The organism is Falsirhodobacter sp. 20TX0035 (genome assembly GCF_028307215.1).
Lineage (GTDB): Bacteria > Pseudomonadota > Alphaproteobacteria > Rhodobacterales > Rhodobacteraceae > Falsirhodobacter.
The window spans coordinates 19598-36049 of the sequence record NZ_JAQMHV010000016.1 but is presented as its reverse complement, the minus strand read 5'-3'; the positions used below and the strand labels follow the sequence as shown (position 1 = coordinate 36049).

At 67.7% G+C, this 16452-nt stretch carries 21 protein-coding genes and 1 tRNA gene; 12 read left to right on the top strand and 10 right to left on the bottom strand.

What is annotated here, in order from left to right:
- Positions 1–151 precede the first annotated feature (151 nt).
- Positions 152–451 carry a hypothetical protein gene (locus PIJ50_RS14525; RefSeq protein ID WP_271976204.1) on the top strand — a complete coding sequence of 100 codons (300 nt, stop codon included), beginning with the start codon at positions 152–154 and terminating at the stop codon, positions 449–451.
- Between the two features lie 65 nt (positions 452–516).
- Here the strand turns inward: PIJ50_RS14525 and rpmB are convergent, their stop codons facing one another.
- Positions 517–804: a 50S ribosomal protein L28 gene (gene rpmB / locus PIJ50_RS14520; RefSeq protein ID WP_271976203.1), complete on the bottom strand. Its 288-nt coding sequence runs from the start codon at positions 802–804 to the stop codon at positions 517–519.
- A 158-nt stretch (positions 805–962) separates the two neighbouring features.
- Between rpmB and PIJ50_RS14515 the strand changes: the two genes are divergently transcribed.
- From PIJ50_RS14515 to PIJ50_RS14500, 4 genes are read left to right on the top strand one after another with little or no spacing between them, the layout of a single operon-like run.
- Positions 963–1664, top strand: coding sequence for a DUF3108 domain-containing protein (locus PIJ50_RS14515; protein WP_271976202.1), 702 nt, complete (start codon positions 963–965; stop codon positions 1662–1664).
- A gap of 51 nt (positions 1665–1715) precedes the next feature.
- The gene (gene hisD, locus PIJ50_RS14510; protein WP_271976201.1) at positions 1716–3017 is read left to right on the top strand and encodes a histidinol dehydrogenase; all 1302 of its coding nucleotides are present in this window, start codon (positions 1716–1718) and stop codon (positions 3015–3017) included.
- Positions 3014–3439, top strand: coding sequence for a UPF0262 family protein (locus tag PIJ50_RS14505; RefSeq protein WP_271976199.1), 426 nt, complete (start codon positions 3014–3016; stop codon positions 3437–3439). Before hisD ends, PIJ50_RS14505 begins: the two co-directional genes overlap by 4 nt.
- Positions 3436–3891: an arsenate-mycothiol transferase ArsC gene (locus PIJ50_RS14500; protein WP_271976197.1), complete on the top strand. Its 456-nt coding sequence runs from the start codon at positions 3436–3438 to the stop codon at positions 3889–3891. Before PIJ50_RS14505 ends, PIJ50_RS14500 begins: the two co-directional genes overlap by 4 nt.
- Here the strand turns inward: PIJ50_RS14500 and PIJ50_RS14495 are convergent.
- Positions 3879–4292, bottom strand: a complete 414-nt coding sequence (locus PIJ50_RS14495; protein ID WP_271976196.1) for a GFA family protein — start codon at positions 4290–4292, stop codon at positions 3879–3881. The genes PIJ50_RS14500 and PIJ50_RS14495 overlap by 13 nt on opposite strands.
- A gap of 109 nt (positions 4293–4401) precedes the next feature.
- On the opposite strand from PIJ50_RS14495, the gene infA reads away from it, so the two are divergent.
- The 4 genes from infA to PIJ50_RS14475 are packed head-to-tail and all read left to right on the top strand — an operon-like array spanning position 4402 to position 6388.
- On the top strand, positions 4402–4620 hold the full coding sequence (infA, locus tag PIJ50_RS14490; protein ID WP_045389309.1) for a translation initiation factor IF-1: 219 nt from the start codon (positions 4402–4404) through the stop codon (positions 4618–4620).
- Between the two features lie 6 nt (positions 4621–4626).
- A complete protein-coding gene (locus tag PIJ50_RS14485) occupies positions 4627–5202 on the top strand; it encodes a Maf family protein (RefSeq protein WP_271976193.1) in 576 nt (191 codons plus the stop codon).
- On the top strand, positions 5199–6227 hold the full coding sequence (locus PIJ50_RS14480) for a ribonuclease E/G (protein WP_271976191.1): 1029 nt from the start codon (positions 5199–5201) through the stop codon (positions 6225–6227). Before PIJ50_RS14485 ends, PIJ50_RS14480 begins: the two co-directional genes overlap by 4 nt.
- Positions 6224–6388, top strand: coding sequence for a DNA gyrase inhibitor YacG (locus tag PIJ50_RS14475; RefSeq protein ID WP_271976190.1), 165 nt, complete (start codon positions 6224–6226; stop codon positions 6386–6388). Before PIJ50_RS14480 ends, PIJ50_RS14475 begins: the two co-directional genes overlap by 4 nt.
- Here PIJ50_RS14475 and PIJ50_RS14470 read toward each other — a convergent pair.
- From PIJ50_RS14470 to PIJ50_RS14445, 6 genes are read right to left on the bottom strand one after another with little or no spacing between them, the layout of a single operon-like run.
- Positions 6385–7359: a bile acid:sodium symporter family protein gene (locus PIJ50_RS14470; RefSeq protein WP_271976189.1), complete on the bottom strand. Its 975-nt coding sequence runs from the start codon at positions 7357–7359 to the stop codon at positions 6385–6387. The genes PIJ50_RS14475 and PIJ50_RS14470 overlap by 4 nt on opposite strands.
- Positions 7360–7418: 59 nt before the next feature.
- The gene (locus tag PIJ50_RS14465) at positions 7419–8402 is read right to left on the bottom strand and encodes a c-type cytochrome (RefSeq protein WP_442900746.1); all 984 of its coding nucleotides are present in this window, start codon (positions 8400–8402) and stop codon (positions 7419–7421) included.
- Positions 8399–8968: a cytochrome c oxidase assembly protein gene (locus PIJ50_RS14460; RefSeq protein ID WP_271976188.1), complete on the bottom strand. Its 570-nt coding sequence runs from the start codon at positions 8966–8968 to the stop codon at positions 8399–8401. The genes PIJ50_RS14465 and PIJ50_RS14460 overlap by 4 nt, the downstream gene beginning before the upstream one ends.
- Positions 8965–9375, bottom strand: coding sequence for a hypothetical protein (locus PIJ50_RS14455; RefSeq protein ID WP_271976186.1), 411 nt, complete (start codon positions 9373–9375; stop codon positions 8965–8967). Before PIJ50_RS14455 ends, PIJ50_RS14460 begins: the two co-directional genes overlap by 4 nt.
- A gap of 7 nt (positions 9376–9382) precedes the next feature.
- Positions 9383–11929: a cbb3-type cytochrome c oxidase subunit I gene (locus PIJ50_RS14450; protein WP_271976184.1), complete on the bottom strand. Its 2547-nt coding sequence runs from the start codon at positions 11927–11929 to the stop codon at positions 9383–9385.
- The gene (locus PIJ50_RS14445; RefSeq protein ID WP_271976183.1) at positions 11926–12882 is read right to left on the bottom strand and encodes a cytochrome c oxidase subunit II; all 957 of its coding nucleotides are present in this window, start codon (positions 12880–12882) and stop codon (positions 11926–11928) included. The genes PIJ50_RS14450 and PIJ50_RS14445 overlap by 4 nt, the downstream gene beginning before the upstream one ends.
- Before the next feature lie 137 nt (positions 12883–13019).
- Between PIJ50_RS14445 and PIJ50_RS14440 the strand changes: the two genes are divergently transcribed.
- Positions 13020–13997 (top strand): serine hydrolase domain-containing protein, encoded by a 978-nt coding sequence (locus PIJ50_RS14440; protein ID WP_271976181.1) that lies wholly within the window; start codon positions 13020–13022, stop codon positions 13995–13997.
- Between the two features lie 44 nt (positions 13998–14041).
- On the opposite strand, the gene PIJ50_RS14435 is transcribed toward PIJ50_RS14440, so the two are convergent.
- Positions 14042–14128, bottom strand: a tRNA-Leu gene (locus PIJ50_RS14435).
- Positions 14129–14259: 131 nt separating this feature from the next.
- Between PIJ50_RS14435 and lipB the strand changes: the two genes are divergently transcribed.
- Together lipB and PIJ50_RS14425 are read left to right on the top strand one after the other, a co-directional pair.
- Positions 14260–14931, top strand: coding sequence for a lipoyl(octanoyl) transferase LipB (gene lipB, locus PIJ50_RS14430; protein ID WP_271976180.1), 672 nt, complete (start codon positions 14260–14262; stop codon positions 14929–14931).
- Positions 14932–14968: 37 nt separating this feature from the next.
- The gene (locus PIJ50_RS14425; protein ID WP_271976178.1) at positions 14969–16225 is read left to right on the top strand and encodes a cbb3-type cytochrome c oxidase subunit I; all 1257 of its coding nucleotides are present in this window, start codon (positions 14969–14971) and stop codon (positions 16223–16225) included.
- Here the strand turns inward: PIJ50_RS14425 and PIJ50_RS14420 are convergent.
- On the bottom strand, positions 16222–16407 hold the full coding sequence (locus tag PIJ50_RS14420) for a DUF3008 family protein (RefSeq protein ID WP_271976177.1): 186 nt from the start codon (positions 16405–16407) through the stop codon (positions 16222–16224). The genes PIJ50_RS14425 and PIJ50_RS14420 overlap by 4 nt on opposite strands.
- Positions 16408–16452 lie beyond the last annotated feature (45 nt).

Sequence of the window (16452 nt, the reverse complement as noted above, 5' to 3'; positions counted from 1 at the left end):
CCATGAAACAAAGGCCGGTCAATGGCCTTCGCATCGCGTCACATCCGCGCGAGCGTTTCGGCGTCGGTTGAAGAATCCCGGCACCGCCCCATACTCCTGCCGCAATACCGTCAGGCGGCACCAGACCGCCCCATCCGAACGAGGCAGATGAATGAAGAAGCTTTCCCTTGCCATTGTCATGGCCGCGAGCCTTGCCGCCTGCGCCGGATCCGGTCCGGTGAAGCGCGCCTGCCTCGATACCGACCGGGGGGCCTCCCGGTCGTCCACCTGCACCTGCATCCAGCGGGCGGCGGACGCAACGCTGAACGGCAGCGAACAGCGGCGCGCGGCATCCCTCTTTGGTGATCCGGAGCGGGCGCAGGCCGTCCGCCTGTCGCGCACCAGCGCCGACAACGCTTTCTGGAAACGCTACAGCCGCTTTGGCGAAACCGCGCAGGCGCAGTGCCGTTAAGGCCGCGCCAAAAGCAAAGGCCCCGCCGATGGCGAGGCCCGATCTTTTCGGATATCGACGCGGGATCAGGCGGTTGCCTGAGCTTTCGCGATGTCTTTCTTGATCTTCAGCGCGTTGACCGACAGTTCCTCGTCCTTGGCTTTGGCCAGGAAGGCGTCCAGACCACCGCGGTGATCAACGGTGCGCAGGGCGGCGGCCGAGATGCGGAACTTGAACGACTGACCCAGAACGTCCGAGATCAGGGTGACGTCGTTCAGGTTCGGCAGAAAGCGCCGACGGGTCTTGTTGTTGGCGTGGGAGATCTTGTTGCCCGTCATCGGGCCCTTACCGCTCAATTCGCAGACGCGCGACATGATGTTATCCTTCAAACATGATGGGCACCGCCAAAAGGCAGCGCGCCGAAAATCCGTTGGGCGTCCTTAAGCGCAAAGCCTTCCGCCGTCAAGCGGCAAGCGACATGGCCGGAACGCGGATGCGCCATATATAGGGCGGAACGCCGAAAGGACATGCCATGCTGAAGATCCTCGCCCTTCTGACCCCCCTGCTGCTGGCCCTGCCCGCACAGGCCGAAACCGCCGTCTACGGCCTGACGATCCGCGGGGTCAGCGCCGGAACGCTCCAGATCAACGGCGAGGTGACGGGCAACCGCTATGCCGTCAGCGGGTCGCTGCAAAGCGGCGGGCTGGTCGGCATCCTGCGCAGCATCCGCTATGACGCTTCGGCGCAGGGGCGCGTGGTAGGGGACCGCTTCGTGCCCTCCGCCTATTCCGAACGGTCCGACAACAACGGCCGCACCCGCAGCGCCACGATGGAATACCGGTCGGGCGTGCCGCAGGTGAAGGCCTACGACCCGCCCCGCAAACCCGACGAGGATGACGTGAACCCCGCGACCCAAGGCGGCACGGTGGACACGCTGACTGCGCTTTACGCCGCGCTGCGCGACGTGCCGGCCGGTCAGGAATGCGGCCGGTCGCTGCGCCTTTTCGACGGCCGGCGCGCGACCGAGGTCGCTTTCTCGGCCCCCCGCCGCCAGAACGGCACCACGACGTGCAACGGAGAGTTCCGGCGCATCGCCGGTTATTCCGAAAAGGAGATGGCGGAAAAGCGCGTCTTTCCCTTCATGATGACCTACAAGCCCGCCGGCGACATGATGCGCGTGACCGAGATCCGGACCGACACGCTGTATGGTGCCGCCCGCCTGATCCGGCGCTGAGCCTTGAGGGGGCGCGGCCCCCTTGCTATGCGTCAGGGAAAGGAGACCGCGATGCCCCAGTTCCTGTCCACCCGCGATGTCGATTTCGAGCCGGCCTTCACCGCCCTTCTGGGCATGAAGCGTGAAGACAGCCCGGACGTGGACGCCGCCGTGGCCGACATCATCGCCGACGTGCGCGCCCGGGGCGACGCGGCGGTGATCGAACTGACCTCGCGCTTCGACCGGCTGGACCTGACGCCCGAAACGCTGGCCTTCACACCCGAGGAGATCGAGGCCGAGATCGCCAAGGTCTCGCCCGAGGATCGGACGGCGCTGGAACTGGCCGCCGACCGCATCCGCGCCTATCACGAACGTCAGATGCCCGAAGATCAGCGCTGGACGGACGCGTCCGGCGCCTCGCTTGGCTGGCGCTGGACGCCGGTGTCGGCGGCGGGGCTTTACGTGCCCGGCGGGCTTGCGAGCTATCCCTCCTCGGTCCTGATGAACGCGATCCCGGCCAAGGTGGCGGGGGTGGAGCGGCTGGTCGTCACCTGCCCCACCCCCGGCGGCGTGGTGAACCCGCTGGTGCTGCTGGCCGCCTCCATTGCCGGGGTGGATGCGGTCTACCGCATCGGGGGCGCGCAGGCGATCGCGGCGCTGGCCTATGGCACCGACACGATCCGCCCGGTCGACAAGATCACCGGCCCCGGCAACGCCTTTGTCGCCGCGGCGAAACGGCGCGTCTTCGGCAAGGTCGGCATCGACATGATCGCCGGCCCGTCCGAGATCCTGGTGATCGCCGACGCCGACAACGACCCCGACTGGATCGCGCTGGACCTGCTGAGCCAGGCCGAGCATGACGAAAGCGCCCAGTCCATCCTGATCACGGATGACGCCGCCTTCGGCCGCGCCGTGGCCGCCGCGGTGGAGGCGCGCCTGCACACGCTGGAACGCCGCGCCATCGCCCGCAAGAGCTGGGAGGAGTTCGGCGCCGTCATCGTGACTGACGATCTGGACCAGGCGGCCGCCCTGTCGAACCGCGTGGCCCCCGAACATCTGGAACTGTGCGTGGCCGACCCCGAAGGGCTGGCCGACCGCATCACCCATGCCGGCGCGATCTTCCTGGGCGCCTGGACGCCCGAGGCCATCGGCGACTATGTCGGCGGCCCGAACCACGTTTTGCCGACGGCGCGTTCGGCCCGCTTCTCCTCGGGCCTATCGGTGATGGACTTCCTGAAGCGCACCACGCTTGCCCGCATGACGCCCGAAGCGCTGGCCGCCATCGGCCCCGCGGCCGAACGTCTGGCCATCTCCGAAAGCTTGGAGGCGCACGGCCTGTCCGTGCGCGCCCGGCTGGATCGGCTGAACCGATGACTCGCCTGTCGCATGTGGAGATCGAGGCCGCGGCGAACGACGATTCGCGCATCGCCATGGCCGACCTGCTGCAGGACAACGCCTTCACCCTGCCCGACCTGGAAGGCCCCTACCGCCTGCGGCTGGCCATGGTGGACCGGCGCATCGCCTTTGGCGTGACGGCTCCCGCCGCGGCCCGCGAATTCCACCTGTCGCTTGGCCCGTTCCGGCAGATCCTGAAGGACTACACCCAGATCTGCAACGCGCTGGCCGAGGCGCAGGGCCAGATGCCCCCCCACCGGATCGAGGCGATCGACATGGCCCGCCGCGGCATCCACAACGAAGGCGCGCGCCTGTTGCAGGAACGGCTGGACGGCAAGGCCGCCGTCGATCTGGACACCGCGCGCCGCCTGTTCACCCTTGTCTGCGCGATGCAACGATGACCGGGTTCCCGACCGCCATCCTGTTCTGCTGCGACCACAACACCATCCGGTCCCCCATGGCCGAAGGGTTGATGAAGCAGCTTTATGGCACCAGCAGCTACGTCCAGTCCGCCGGGGTGCGCAACGATGTGGACATTGACGGCTTTTCCGTCGCCGTCTGCCACGAGATCGGCGTGGAGCTGGACCGCCACCGCGCCCGCTCGTTCGAAGACATGCGCGACTGGGGGGAGGAGATCTCGGGCTTCGACCTGATCATCGCCCTGTCGCCCGCCAGCCACGCCGTGGCGCAGCGCCTGGCCACCGCCCATCCCGTGGACGTGGAATACTGGCCGATCCCCGACCCCGCCGCGCAGGGTGAAACGCGCGACGCGCGGCTGGACGCCTATCGCCGGACCCGCGACCAGATCCGCAGCCGCATCCTGACCCGCTTCGGCGAGCCTCAGTCCCGCTGAAACACGAGCGTTCCGACCCGGCCGGTGCTGTGGCCGTCGGAGGGGTGGTTCACGCCGTCCATGACCGGCACCGTTGCGACGTCGAACGGGCTGACGCCCTCCAGACAGGCGATGTTCACTCCGAACTCCTCGGGTGACGACCGGCGCTGGTGGTGGGTGTAGATGCCGCAGCGCGAACAGAACCAGTGCCTCGCCGCGCCCGTGTTGAACCGGTAAAGCGTCAGGAGATCCTCGCCCTCCAGAAACTCGATCCCGTCCAGCCGGGTGGACACGACCACCGCCCCACGCATCCGGCACAGCGAACAGTCGCACCGCCGGGCGCTGGAAAAACCACCCTCCAGCGTCACGCGGAAACGGACGGATCGGCAGTGGCAGGCCGCCTCGTGGATCTGCGCTGTCATGCCTCGTTCGCCTCCGAATCGCTTTCCCTCTTGAAAAAAATGATTCTCGGGCGCATCTAACCGCGCAAGCCCCGCGTTTTGCGGGGCGCAATTCTTTTTCGGAGACAGCATGGCCAAGGAAGACATTCTCGAGTTCCCGGGTGTCGTTAAGGAACTGCTGCCCAACGCGACATTCAAGGTCGAACTCGACAATGGCCATGAACTGATCGCGACGATGGCAGGCAAGATGCGCAAGAACCGGATCCGGGTTCTGGCGGGTGACAAGGTTCAGGTCGAGATGACCCCCTACGACCTGTCTAAGGGTCGCATCAACTACCGGTTCAAGTAAGGCCCGATGCGCCTGATCCTCGGCTCGGCCAGCCCGCGGCGGAAAGAGCTGCTGGCGCAGCTTGGTGTCACGCCGGACGCCATTACCCCGCCCGACATCGACGAGACGCCCCTGAAGGGCGAGCTGCCCCGCCCCTATTGCGCGCGGATCGCCAAGGCCAAGGCCGAGGCGATCGTGGCCGGGGCCGAGGATGTCGTCCTGTGCGCCGACACCACCGTCGCGCTGGGGCGCCGCATCCTGGGCAAGCCCGCCGACAAGGCCGAGGCCGCGCAGTTCCTGATCGCGCTGGGCGGACGCCGCCACCAGATCATCACCGCCGTCGTCGTGCGGCGCGGCGATCGCGTCTGGACGCGCGAGGTCGTGAGCCAGGCCAAGATGAAGCGCCTGTCGGACGTCGAACTGAACGCCTACCTTGATTCCGGCGACTGGCAGGGCAAGGCGGGCGGCTACGGCATCCAGGGCGCCGCCGGGGCGTTCATTCCGTGGATCGAGGGTTCGTTCACCGGCATCGTCGGCCTACCCTTGGCCGAAACCGCACAGCTTCTGGCTGCCGCGGGCTGGCCTGTCTGGAGATCCGCATGATCGGTCGCGTCATCCATCTGGATCAGGTCCGGGGCCACGAGGCCGCGGCGCTGGTCGTTGACGGTCAGCTTCAGGACCTGCTGATCGCCCCGGCCGAGGATACGATCCTGCCCGGCGCGATCTTCCGTGCCATCGTGGACCGGCCGGTGAAGGGTCAGGGCGGCGTCTTCGTCCGCCTTCCCGACGGTTCGGGCTTCCTGCGGCAGGCGTCGGGCCTGGCCCCCGGCCAGCGCGTTCTGGTGCAGGTGTCCGGCACGGCCGAGGCTGGCAAGGCGATTCCCGTCACCACCCGCCTTCTGTTCAAGAGCCGCTTCTGCATCGTGACGCCCGGCGCGCCCGGCCTCAACGTCTCGCGCCGCATCCGGGACGAGGCGCTGCGCGAGGAGCTGACCGCGCTGGCCTTGGCCGGCATGGCGGGCTCCGAGGACGGCCTCATCCTGCGATCGGCCTGCGAACATGCCGGGGATGAGGCGATCGCCGAGGACATCGCCGCCACCCGTGCGCTGGCCGAGGCGGTTCTGGCCGACGTGAACGGCGACCCCGAACTGCTGGTCGACGGCCCCTCCCCCCACGAGGCCGCCTGGCGCGACTGGAGCGACGAGGAACCCGACGAGGTGACCGAAGGCGCCTTTGCCGAACACGGTGTGCTGGAGATGATCGACGCCGTACTGGACGCGACCGTGCCGCTGGCGGCCGGCGGGTCCATGGTGATCGAGACCACGCGCGCCCTTGTGGCGGTGGATGTGAACACCGGGCCCGACACCTCCCCCGCCGCGGGGATGAAGGCCAACGTGGCCGTGGCCCGCGACCTGCCGCGGCAGTTGCGCCTGCGCGGCCTTGGCGGGCAGATTGTGGTCGATTTCGCGCCCATGTCGAAAAAGGACCGCGCGACGCTGGATCAGGTCCTGCGCGCCGCGTTCAAGGCCGAACCTTCGGAAACCAGCCTTGTCGGTTGGACCGCCATGGGCTTGTACGAGATCGTGCGCAAGCGCGACCGCCTTCCCCTGACCGAGGCGCTGGCATGAAGTGCCCGATCTGCGGACGGCCGGCGGATCCCGCCTACCGCCCCTTCTGTTCGAAACGCTGTGCGGACGTGGATCTGGCGAAGTGGCTGAACGGCAGCTACGCCATCCCCGCGACCGAGGATGAGCCGCCCGAAGAGGACGACCCCCCCGTCCACCACTAGGCCGGGACGGCCTGCCGCTGGGCCATGCGCTGCGCGATCACGGCGCAGACCAGAAGCTGCGTCATGTGGAACATCATCACCGGCAGGATGGTCGTCCCGATCACGTCGGCCGGGAACAGCGCCGCCGCGATGGGCAGGCCGCTGGCCAGGCTCTTGGTCGATCCGCAGAAGAATAGCGCGGCGCGGTCCGGCGTCTTCAGCCGCGCCAGCCGCCCCATCCACATCACCGCCCCCATGGCGACGGCCAGGAAGACGCCGATCACGACGAACAGGATCACCAGCGTTTCCGCCGGGATCAGGTGCCAGATGCCCGCCACGGTCCCCGCACTGAAGGCCGAATAGACGATCAGCAGGATCGACCCACGATCGACCACCATCGTCAGCACCTTGTGGCGGCGTACGAACGCTCCCAGCCACCGGCGCAGCAACTGCCCGACCACGAAGGGCAGCAGAATCTGCATCGCGATCTTCAGCACCCCTTCGGCGGTGACAATCCCACCGCCCTGATGCAGCACGACCGCCGCCAGCGCCGGCGTCAGCACCACCCCGATCAGGTTCGAGAGCGAAGCCGAGCAGATCGCCCCCGACACGTTCCCGCCCGCCATGCCCGTGAACGCGATGGAAGAGTTGATGGTGGAGGGCAGCACCGACAGGAACAGGATGCCCACGGCCAGCTGATCGCCCAGAACCGGCCGCATCACCGCCGCGATGATGACACCCAGAACCGGAAACAAGGCAAATGTCGCGACGAAGCTGGTGCCCTGCAGGCGCCAGTTGGTCAGGCCGGCCCAGACCTCGGCCGCGTTCATCCGGACGCCGTACAGGAAGAACAGAAGGGCCACCGCCGCCCAGGTGACATAGCCCAGACCGTCCGCCGCCACTCCGCGCACCGGCAGAACCGCCCCCAGAACCACCGTTCCCAGCAGAAGCAGCATGTAAACATCGATGCCGAAGCGTTTCAAAAAGGCCATATGATCCTATCCCCGAATGTTGGGAATGGCATACCTGCACAAAGCCGCCTTGCCCAGAGTCATGGCAAGGCCGAGAAGTAGTCGGCCAGAATGTCGATCTCGGCGTCCGTCAGCCCTTGCGCAGCTGCAGTCATCAGGGGCGCACGCTCCCCTCCGCCCCGCACGCCGTCGCGCCACAACCAAAGCTGCGTCGCCAGGTAATCGCGCGACTGGCCGTTCAGGGTCGGAATGTCGGGGTTGTCGTTGCCGGCGCCGTGGCAGGACAGGCAGCTTGGCACATCCCCGCGCCCTTGCGCCGCGACCGGCGGCGGGTTGGGCGTCGCCGGGCGCGGGGCCGTGGTGCCCACCCGCTGCGCGAAGGCGGCGTAGCGATCCGGCGACATGACGGTGGCCGCCTGCGCCATGATCCCGCTGGCCCGCGTGCCCAGACGATAGGCGTGCAGCGACTCCTCGATATAGGGGGGCGACAGGATGTCCAGCCGGGGAATGCGGCTGTTGCCCCCGTCATGGCACCCGCTGCAATAGCTTTCGCCCCCGGTCAGCGCGGCATAGCCGTCAGCGTTCATCCCCTGCTGAACGGCCTGAAGGAAGGCCACGACCGCCCACACCTCGTCCTCACGCGCGGCGGCGGGCCAGCCGGGCATCCCGCTCATCTTCACGCCCTCATGGACGATCCAGTGCATCTCGGCGGCGGTCCAGGGTTCGACGGCCTGTTCGACCTGCGGCGGCTCCGGCTCCATCCAGGCGATGGTGGCAGGCGCCATCTCTCCGGGCGAGGCATGGCACATGGCGCAGGCGCCGTCGTAATGCCGGGCGCCGAGTTCGATCAGCGCCGGGTCCGACAGGTCGGGCACCTCGGATTCGGCCGGCGCCCGCAGTGCCACCGCGTTTTCGAACGTGGTGTGCAGCGCCCATTCCGTGACGGCCCAGTGCCCGCTATGGGCCGAGGTGTTGTAAAGCCCGAAGGCCACCACCGCCCCGCCCCCCGCTGCCCCTAGGCCGGCCAGCACGGCCACCACCGTCAGAATGCCACGCAACGTCATGCGGTTCTCCCGTCGTTCAGGACCTGCGACACGCGCCACAGCCCCCCTATCAGATAGATCGGCGTACCCACCGCCAGCATGATCATGCCGCCCAGTTGCTGGCCCGACACCGACGGCACGGTGCCGCACCATTCGGCGTAAAGATCACGCGGGGCCAGGATCATCAGCGCGCCCAGCAGCGTCATGTGCATCGAGGTCAGCAAGAGGCCCCCCGCCCCCGCCAGCGCCTGCCCCGGGCCGCGCCGGTCCAGACAGGCCCCCCAGATCAGGCAGCCGACCAGCAGGAAGCTGGCCTGTTCGACCACGAACAGCGGCAGGTGGCGATAGGCCGCCCCATGCGCCGCCGGCAGGTGCCAACCCCAGATCATCGCAAATTCCAACGCCGTCGCAAGCACCGGCGGCACCGCCATCGCGCGACCGAAGCCCGGAAAGGCCAGCACCAGAAGCGGGGCCGACACCGCCACAAGGATCATGTGCCGCAACATGTGGGCCGGAAACACCCCCAGCCACGCCTCCCACGGCGGGGCCCAGGCCAGCACGAGGGACAGGAGCGCCAGCGCCTTCATCGGCAGGTGGTGATGAAAAGGGCGGGCATCGCCACATACACCACCCCAATGGCCGAGATGATGCAGAGAAGGAACGCGGCATGGCCAAGGAACTCATGGCGTCCCTCGGGATGGGACAAATCCTCCATGTCGTTCTGGCGCGGCTTCCACCGGCGGACGGACCGCCAGCCCAGCCAGCCGATGAACCCAAGCGCCAGCACCGTCAGACCCGCGATCGACAGGCGGGCGACCGTCACGCCCTGCGTTTCGCCGAACTTGGCGCACCACACGGCGGTGCCGCCATAGGCCAGCACGAAATGCACCGCCCAAGTGGTCGGCGCGAGGGTGATCCACCACAGCGCGTTGCTTTCCTCGAAGAACTCGAACTCGTCCTGCCGGCTGCCGGTCTGGGTCTTCGGATCGGTCATCGTCACCTCACAGGATGCGGGGGGCCAGGCCGATGACGGCGGTGGCCACCAGAACGGTCAGGACGTGGAAGTGCCAGAACAGCGTCACGTTCCAAAGGTCGGCGTCGTGATCCGGATCCAGCTTGCCGAACAGGCTGCCGGCAAGGCAATAGAGCTGCATCAGGATGCCCAGACCCGCATGGGCCACCACCCAGATCACGATGGCGCAGACCGTCGCGGGATAGGTGTGGGTGGACGGCGACAGACCCAGAACCGACAGCGTCAGAAGCCAGATGGCCACCCCCGCCAGAACCGGCCCCGCCACAAGGCACAGCCGCGCCGGGTTGACGTGGCCGCGGCGGTTCAACTCCCTCGCCCCCACGGTCAGGGCCCAGGACAGAAGGATCGCGCCAGTGGTCAGGGCGACCAGCCACCCGTCGGCATGGTCCGCGCCCATCGGCGGGAAATCGGGCCGCGCCGTCCAGTAGAAGAAGAACCCGAAGATCAGGCTGGCGAATGCCGTGGAATCCCCCAGCATGGTGATCCACATCGCCCACCACCCCACGGCCGAGGCGCCGGAGGCATAGGTCGGCAGCGACAGGCCGAGGCCCACGTCCTTCATCTCCTTTTCCGGCTTCCGCGCGGTGGAGGTCCACAGCCAGTAGAGGATGCTGACGATGGCGAAGGCCCCGGCCACGATGGCGGGCTTGTACATGTGGAAGGTCGGCAGGATGAAGGCCGCCCCCGTGAACACCGCCGCCCACAGGGTGACCCAGGCGTCGCCCGTCACCCGCTGCACCTGCACCGGCCGCGCGTCGATGACGGAGGTGACCATCGTTTCCCGCAGACCTTCCGGCGCATCCGGCAGGTAATAGCGGCCCGCATCCATCCGCTCCACCAGCTTCGGTTGATCCCACAGGGGATAGCGCGAGGTGATGTAAGGGATGGACCGCACGCCCCAATCCTCGCCCGTCAGAGTGTCGGTCCATTCCAGCGTGCCCGCGCGCCAAGGGTTGCGGTGGTCCAGTTTGCGCTTGCCCGGCCGCAGCAGGTCGATCAGGAAGATCAGGAAGCCCACCGCGATGATGAACGCCCCGACGGTGGAGATCAGGTTCAGCCAGTTCCACCCCAGATCGCCGGGATAGGTGTAGACGCGGCGCGGCATCCCCTTCAGGCCCGTCAGGTGCATGGGCAGGAAGGTCAGGTTGAAGCCGCCGAAGATCAGCCAGAAAGCCCACTTCCCCGCCTTCTCGGACAGGTAGGTCTTCATGAAGAAGGGATGGAAGTAGTAGATTCCTGCGAAGACCGGCAGCACCATCCCGCCAAACAGCGTGTAGTGCAAATGCGCCACGATGAAGTAGGTGTCGTGCACCTGCCAGTCGAAGGGCGCGATGGCGATCATGACGCCGGTCAGCCCGCCGGCGGTGAAGATGGCCAGCGCCCCCGCAATCCACAGCATGGGCAGGCTGATCTTCACTCGTCCCACCATCAGGGTCGCTACGAAGACGAAGATCTGGATGCCCGTGGGGATCACCACCGCCTCGCTCGCGGCCGAGAAGAAGCCGAGCGAGATGTTCGGCAGCCCCGTCGTGAACATGTGGTGGACCCACAGGCCGAAGGACAGGAAGCCCGTCCCCACGGCCGACAGCACGATCCACGAATACCCGACGATGGGCCGCTGCGCGACGGTCGGCACGATCATGGCCGCGATGGCGATGGACGGCAGGAAGACGATGTAGACTTCCGGATGGCCGAAGATCCAGAACAGGTGCTGCCACAGCAGGGGATCGCCGCCGCGCGTCGCGTCGAAGAACGGCCAGTCCAGCGCGCGTTCCAGTTCGAACAGCAGGTCGCCCGCGATCAGGGGCGGGAAGGCGAACAGGATCATGCCCCCCACGACCAGCACGTACCACGCGTAAAGCGGCATCATGTTGATGCGCATTCCCGGCGGGCGGCACTTCAGCACGCCCACGATCAATTCGACCGCGGCGGCGATGGAGGCAACCTCGATGAAGGACAGGCCCAGAAGCCAGATGTCGGACCCCGGCCCCGGCGCTTCCGTCGCCAGCGGCGGATACATGAACCAGCCCGAATTCGGCGCCACGTCGAACAGCACCGACCCCATCACGAAGATGCCGCCGATCAGGAACGACCAGTACCCGAACGAGGACAGCCGCGGGAACGGCATGTCCCGCGCGCCCAGGAAGGCCGGCAGCAGAAGGATCGCCATCGCCTCGAACAGGGGCACGGCGAACAGGAACATCATCGCCGTGCCGTGCATGGTGAAGAACTGGTTGAACCGGTCCGCGTCCAGGAACTGCATGTCGGGATAGGCCAGCTGCACCCGCACCAGAAGCGCCAGGATTCCCGCCAGCAGCATGAAGCCGAAGCAGGTCAGCGAATACCACTTCCCAATTTCTGAGTTGTTGACCGACATGAGGTAGCGGATGCCGGTCTTGGTCTTCCAGACCTTGGTCAGGCTGTCGGCCTGACGCTCCTGCACCTCGGCCGGGACGGGTTCGGCCAGCATCTCCTCGGTCGGGGGGTAGATGCCCTGCGGGCGCCGGTCGATCATTTCAGTCCCTCAAGATAGGCGGCCAGATCGGCCAGCTCTGCGGCCTCCAGCCAGTCATAGGCGGGCATGGCCACCTCGGGTTTGATGTCGCGCGTGTGGGCGATCCAATCCGTCAGATCCTCGCGCGTGACCTCCATGATCCCCGCGCCCAGCGACTGGCGCGAGGCGAGGTGGGTCAGGTCCGGCCCGACGAGGCCGTCGAATTCGGTGCCGCGCACGGCGTGGCAGGCGCCGCAGCCCTCGTCGCGGAACAGCGTTTGGCCGCGCTGCGCCTCGGGGGTGGCGGGCGGGGCGGCGGGGGCGGCTTCGGCCTCCAGCCATGCGGCGAAGTCCCCGGGCGTCAGGATCACCGCCTCGAACGCCATCAGCGCGTGCGACGGGCCGCAGAACTCGGCGCATTGGCCGCGATAGACGCCGGGCGTTTCGGGCCGCAGCGTCATCCGCGTCTCGCGCCCCGGGAACATGTCCATCTTGCCGCCCAGCGCCGGAACCCAGAACGAATGGATGTACTTGTTCGCGTCCAGCAGCAGTTCTGTGCGCTGGCCCGTGGGCAGCCGGATCTCGTTCGCGGTGACGATGGGGGCGGTGGCCCCGGCGGGCCAGTATTCCACGCGCCACCACCATTCTTCGGCCCGGACCTTCACGACCAGCCCGTCGCCATCGGCGCGCATGTGCGGCATCATCGACAGGCCGTAGGCCAGAAGCGTTCCCACCAGAACCGTGGGAAAGATCACCCCGCCTCCGATGATCAGGCGGTTGGCGTGCCGTTCGGGCCAGTCGTTGGGGCGGACGCGTGTCACGAAGAAGAACAGGCCGTTCAGCGCCGTCCACAGGATCACGGCCCCCACCAGCATCACGATCCACAGGTCGTGCAGCCAGCTCGCATCCTCGCCCGCAGGGGACAGGGCCGATTGACGGCCCGCGCATCCGGCCAGCGCCATCATCAGCGCCATGGCTACCAGCCGTCGTCCCGATCCTGCCAAGCTGCGTATCATACGTTGCTGCCTCACCAATGCGTGATGCAACCTTATGGCGCGAGGAGGCATAGTCCAGAGACCGCTTCCCTTTGTCCCGATTTATCCGAGGCTTCATGCACCGACGCATCCTGCTGGCCGCGATCGGCTGCGCACTCGCCCTGCCCGTACGCGCACAAGGCGCCTTTGCCGAAACCCGGCGCGTGGCGGCCGGAATGAACCAGCTGAACAGCCTGATCGTGGCCCGCGACGGGCAGGTCCTGCTGGAGGAAGCGTTCCGCGGCCCGCCTACCCGCCAGCCCGTCAACGTCAAGTCCGTGTCGAAGACGCTGGTCGCCGCCGCCACGGGAGCGGCGATCGGTCGCGGCCTCCTCACCCTCGACACCACGCTGGCCGAGGTCATTCCCGACCTGATCCCGTCCTCCGCCGATCCGCGCACAGGCGGCATCACGGTGGAGGATCTGGTGACCATGCAGGCCGGGCTGCAGCGCACCTCCGGCCCGAACTACGGCGCATGGGTGTCCAGCCGCAACTGGCTGTCCTTCGCCCTGTCCCGCCCGTTCGAGGCGGAGCCGGGGGCCCGAATGCTCTATTCCACCGGATCGTTCCACATCCTGGGCGCGGTGATCGCGCGGCGGGCCGACGCCACGCTGCTGCAGGTCATGCGCGACTGGATCGGCGCGCCGCTGGACATCGAGATCCCGGCCTGGACCCGCGATCCGCAGGGCTTCTACCTTGGCGGGAACGAGATGGCGCTGTCCCCCCGCGCCATGCTGCAATTCGCCGAGATGGCGCGCACGGGCGGCCGCGACGTGCTGTCCGAGGACTGGATGCGCGCCTCCCTGACGCCCCGCACGCGGTCGCCGTTTTCCGGCTTCGACTACGGCTATGGCTGGTTCCTGGGGCGGCTGGCCGGAACGCCCATGGCGCTGGCGCGGGGATATGGCGGCCAGATCATCGCCCTCTTCCCCGAGGAGAAGGCCAGCGTCGTCATCACTTCGGACCCGACGCGCCCGGCCCGGAGCGAGGGGTATTTCGGCGACCTGACGGCCTTGATGGAAAACCAGATCCTGCCCGACCTGCGCCGGGCCTGAAAACCAAAACGCGGCGCACCGTGTCCGGTGGCCGCGTTTTCAAATGGTGCGGTCAAGAGGACTCGAACCTCCACGGGAGTTACCCCACAGCGACCTCAACGCTGCGCGTCTACCAATTCCGCCATGACCGCACAGTCTTGACTTGGTGACGGGCTTGTAGCCGAGCGCGCGACGCTTGGAAAGCGGATTCTTGCGCCGATTTCACGATTGTAACGGGCCCCGCTTTCCCCCATGTCTGCCCCGTCAGACATGAGGGACTTCCATGGAGTGGACCCACCTTCCCGGCCAGGCCGACTACATCCAGACCCTTTCCGCGATGGAGGATCGGGTCGCCCGCATCGCACGCGGAGAGGCGGAGGAGGCCGTCTGGCTTCTGGAGCATCCGCCGCTTTACACCGCCGGCACCTCGGCCGACGCGGCCGACCTTGTGGCGCCCGACCGGTTCCCGGTGTTCGTGGCCGGGCGCGGCGGGCAATACACCTATCACGGCCCCGGCCAGCGCGTGGCCTATGTGATGCTGGACGTGGGCGCGCGCGGCCGTGACGTGCGCCGCTTTGTGTGCAATCTGGAAAACTGGGTGATCGACACGCTGTCCGAATTCGGCGTGAAGGGCGAACGCCGCGCGGGCCGCGTCGGGGTCTGGGTGGTCCGCCCCGATAAGGCCCCCGGCCCAGACGGCGCCCCGCGGGAAGACAAGATCGCGGCCATCGGCGTGAAGCTGCGCCGCTGGGTCAGCTTCCACGGCATCAGCCTGAACGTCGAACCCGACCTGTCGCATTTCGACGGCATTGTGCCCTGCGGCATCCGCGACCATGGGGTGACGAGCCTGGTCGATCTGGGGCTGCCCGTGACCATGGACGACGTGGACGCGGCGCTGATGGCCACCTTCCCCCGCCACTTCCCCATGTTGAACCTGCCCGCCACGGGCGTATAATCCCCTTGGCAGCCCGCCCACGAACACGGAGAGCCTTGTGGCCAGACTGACCTTCGCATCACGCCGGATCGGGGCCCTGTTTCTGGTCAGCTCCACCCTCGGCGCCCTTTTGTCGCTGGCGGTGACGGGACGGTTGCGCATGGGCGGGGTGGACAGCCCCACCTGGGCGATGCTGTCCACGACCCACGGGCTGATGATGATGGCGTTCACGCTGATGCCCGCCCTGTGCGGCGGCCTTGGCCTGTGGCGCCTGCCCGTGCAGGTGGGCGCCGAACAACTAGCCTTCCCGCGCGTTGGGTTGGCCTCCTGGGTGGCGCATGCGGTGTCGCTGCTGCTGGCGGCGGGGGCAATGCTGGGGGGATCGGTTACACTCGGCTTGCTGGCGCTGTCGCTTGCGGGCCTTTCGTCCCTGCTGATCGCGATCAACACCCTCACCACATTCCTGACGCAGCGCCAAGGCATGCCCCTGCCCGAGGTGCCCGTCTTCGCCTGGTCGCTGGCCATGACGGCGATGCTGATGCTTCTGGCCGTGCCCACCATCGCCGCCGCCGCGCTGCTTCTGGCCCTGCGGCCGCCCTTCGATCCGGAGGATCTGCGTCAGGCGGCTGCGGCGCTGGCCCATCCGCTGGTCTTCGTGCTGATCCTCCCCTCTCTGGGCATCGTGACGGACATCGTGGAACGCTTCGCCCGGCGGCCGCTGGCGATGAAGCCTGCGATCCTGTTGGCCATGGGCGTTCTGGCCGGGCTAGGCGTGACGCTGTGGATGCAGGATCTGTATCACCCGACGGAAGAGGGTGCCTTCTTCGGAGCGGCGGCCACGGCCGTCCTGCTGCCGTCGCTGGTCATCCTCGCCGCGTGGGTCCTGACGCTGGCGCGCGGCGTGCGGCATGTCGGCTCCCCCCTTCTGTGGGCGGTCGGCTTCATGGCGCTGACGCTGGGCGCGGCGGCGCTGACGGCCGGACAGGACGGGGTGGCACGGTTCCATTATGCGGCCGGCGTCGGTGCGGTGTTCGCGGCCTTTGGCGGCTTCTATCTGTGGCTGCCGCAGATGACGGCGCGCCGGGTGCCGGAAGGCTGGGCTATGCTGCACGCAGCCCTCATGTTCGCGGGCGCGAACCTGTCCTTCCTTGCCCCCATCTTCGGCTGGTCGGGCATGGTGGAGGTGGCGGGCGCGGCCCTGTCCTTTGCGTCCTTCGCAGGCTTCCTGATCGTCACGACTTGGGCGATCCGCTTCGGCGCGACCACCCCGGCCGCTTGGGAGGCCGAGGCAGAGCCGGACGCCCTGCGCGCCTAGCGCACGGCCCGCTGCAGTTCCACGACATCCGGCGGCGCCATTTCTTCCAGTTCCGCCAACGTCAGGGTGTCGTACATCGCGCGGGACCGGCTGCTGAGGGCGCGAAGGGTCATCAGCCCGCGGCGGGCGGCCAAGGCGACACCCGCATGTTCCGCGACATACTCTCCCCTGACCCTCGCCATGGCGCCCCTTCCTGCGATGCGTCGGTCACAGTTGGGGCAACCCGG

Excerpts from the sequence above, each read along its gene's own strand:
- PIJ50_RS14525 (WP_271976204.1), top strand. The coding sequence starts at position 152 with ATGAAGAAGCTTTCCCTTGCCATTGTCATGGCCGCGAGCCTTGCCGCC.
- rpmB (WP_271976203.1), bottom strand. The coding sequence starts at position 804 with ATGTCGCGCGTCTGCGAATTGAGCGGTAAGGGCCCGATGACGGGCAAC.
- PIJ50_RS14515 (WP_271976202.1), top strand. The coding sequence starts at position 963 with ATGCTGAAGATCCTCGCCCTTCTGACCCCCCTGCTGCTGGCCCTGCCC.
- hisD (WP_271976201.1), top strand. The coding sequence starts at position 1,716 with ATGCCCCAGTTCCTGTCCACCCGCGATGTCGATTTCGAGCCGGCCTTC.
- PIJ50_RS14505 (WP_271976199.1), top strand. The coding sequence starts at position 3,014 with ATGACTCGCCTGTCGCATGTGGAGATCGAGGCCGCGGCGAACGACGAT.
- PIJ50_RS14500 (WP_271976197.1), top strand. The coding sequence starts at position 3,436 with ATGACCGGGTTCCCGACCGCCATCCTGTTCTGCTGCGACCACAACACC.
- PIJ50_RS14495 (WP_271976196.1), bottom strand. The coding sequence starts at position 4,292 with ATGACAGCGCAGATCCACGAGGCGGCCTGCCACTGCCGATCCGTCCGT.
- infA (WP_045389309.1), top strand. The coding sequence starts at position 4,402 with ATGGCCAAGGAAGACATTCTCGAGTTCCCGGGTGTCGTTAAGGAACTG.
- PIJ50_RS14485 (WP_271976193.1), top strand. The coding sequence starts at position 4,627 with ATGCGCCTGATCCTCGGCTCGGCCAGCCCGCGGCGGAAAGAGCTGCTG.
- PIJ50_RS14480 (WP_271976191.1), top strand. The coding sequence starts at position 5,199 with ATGATCGGTCGCGTCATCCATCTGGATCAGGTCCGGGGCCACGAGGCC.
- PIJ50_RS14475 (WP_271976190.1), top strand. The coding sequence starts at position 6,224 with ATGAAGTGCCCGATCTGCGGACGGCCGGCGGATCCCGCCTACCGCCCC.
- PIJ50_RS14470 (WP_271976189.1), bottom strand. The coding sequence starts at position 7,359 with ATGGCCTTTTTGAAACGCTTCGGCATCGATGTTTACATGCTGCTTCTG.
- PIJ50_RS14465 (WP_442900746.1), bottom strand. The coding sequence starts at position 8,402 with ATGACGTTGCGTGGCATTCTGACGGTGGTGGCCGTGCTGGCCGGCCTA.
- PIJ50_RS14460 (WP_271976188.1), bottom strand. The coding sequence starts at position 8,968 with ATGAAGGCGCTGGCGCTCCTGTCCCTCGTGCTGGCCTGGGCCCCGCCG.
- PIJ50_RS14455 (WP_271976186.1), bottom strand. The coding sequence starts at position 9,375 with ATGACCGATCCGAAGACCCAGACCGGCAGCCGGCAGGACGAGTTCGAG.
- PIJ50_RS14450 (WP_271976184.1), bottom strand. The coding sequence starts at position 11,929 with ATGATCGACCGGCGCCCGCAGGGCATCTACCCCCCGACCGAGGAGATG.
- PIJ50_RS14445 (WP_271976183.1), bottom strand. The coding sequence starts at position 12,882 with ATGGCGCTGATGATGGCGCTGGCCGGATGCGCGGGCCGTCAATCGGCC.
- PIJ50_RS14440 (WP_271976181.1), top strand. The coding sequence starts at position 13,020 with ATGCACCGACGCATCCTGCTGGCCGCGATCGGCTGCGCACTCGCCCTG.
- lipB (WP_271976180.1), top strand. The coding sequence starts at position 14,260 with ATGGAGTGGACCCACCTTCCCGGCCAGGCCGACTACATCCAGACCCTT.
- PIJ50_RS14420 (WP_271976177.1), bottom strand. The coding sequence starts at position 16,407 with ATGGCGAGGGTCAGGGGAGAGTATGTCGCGGAACATGCGGGTGTCGCC.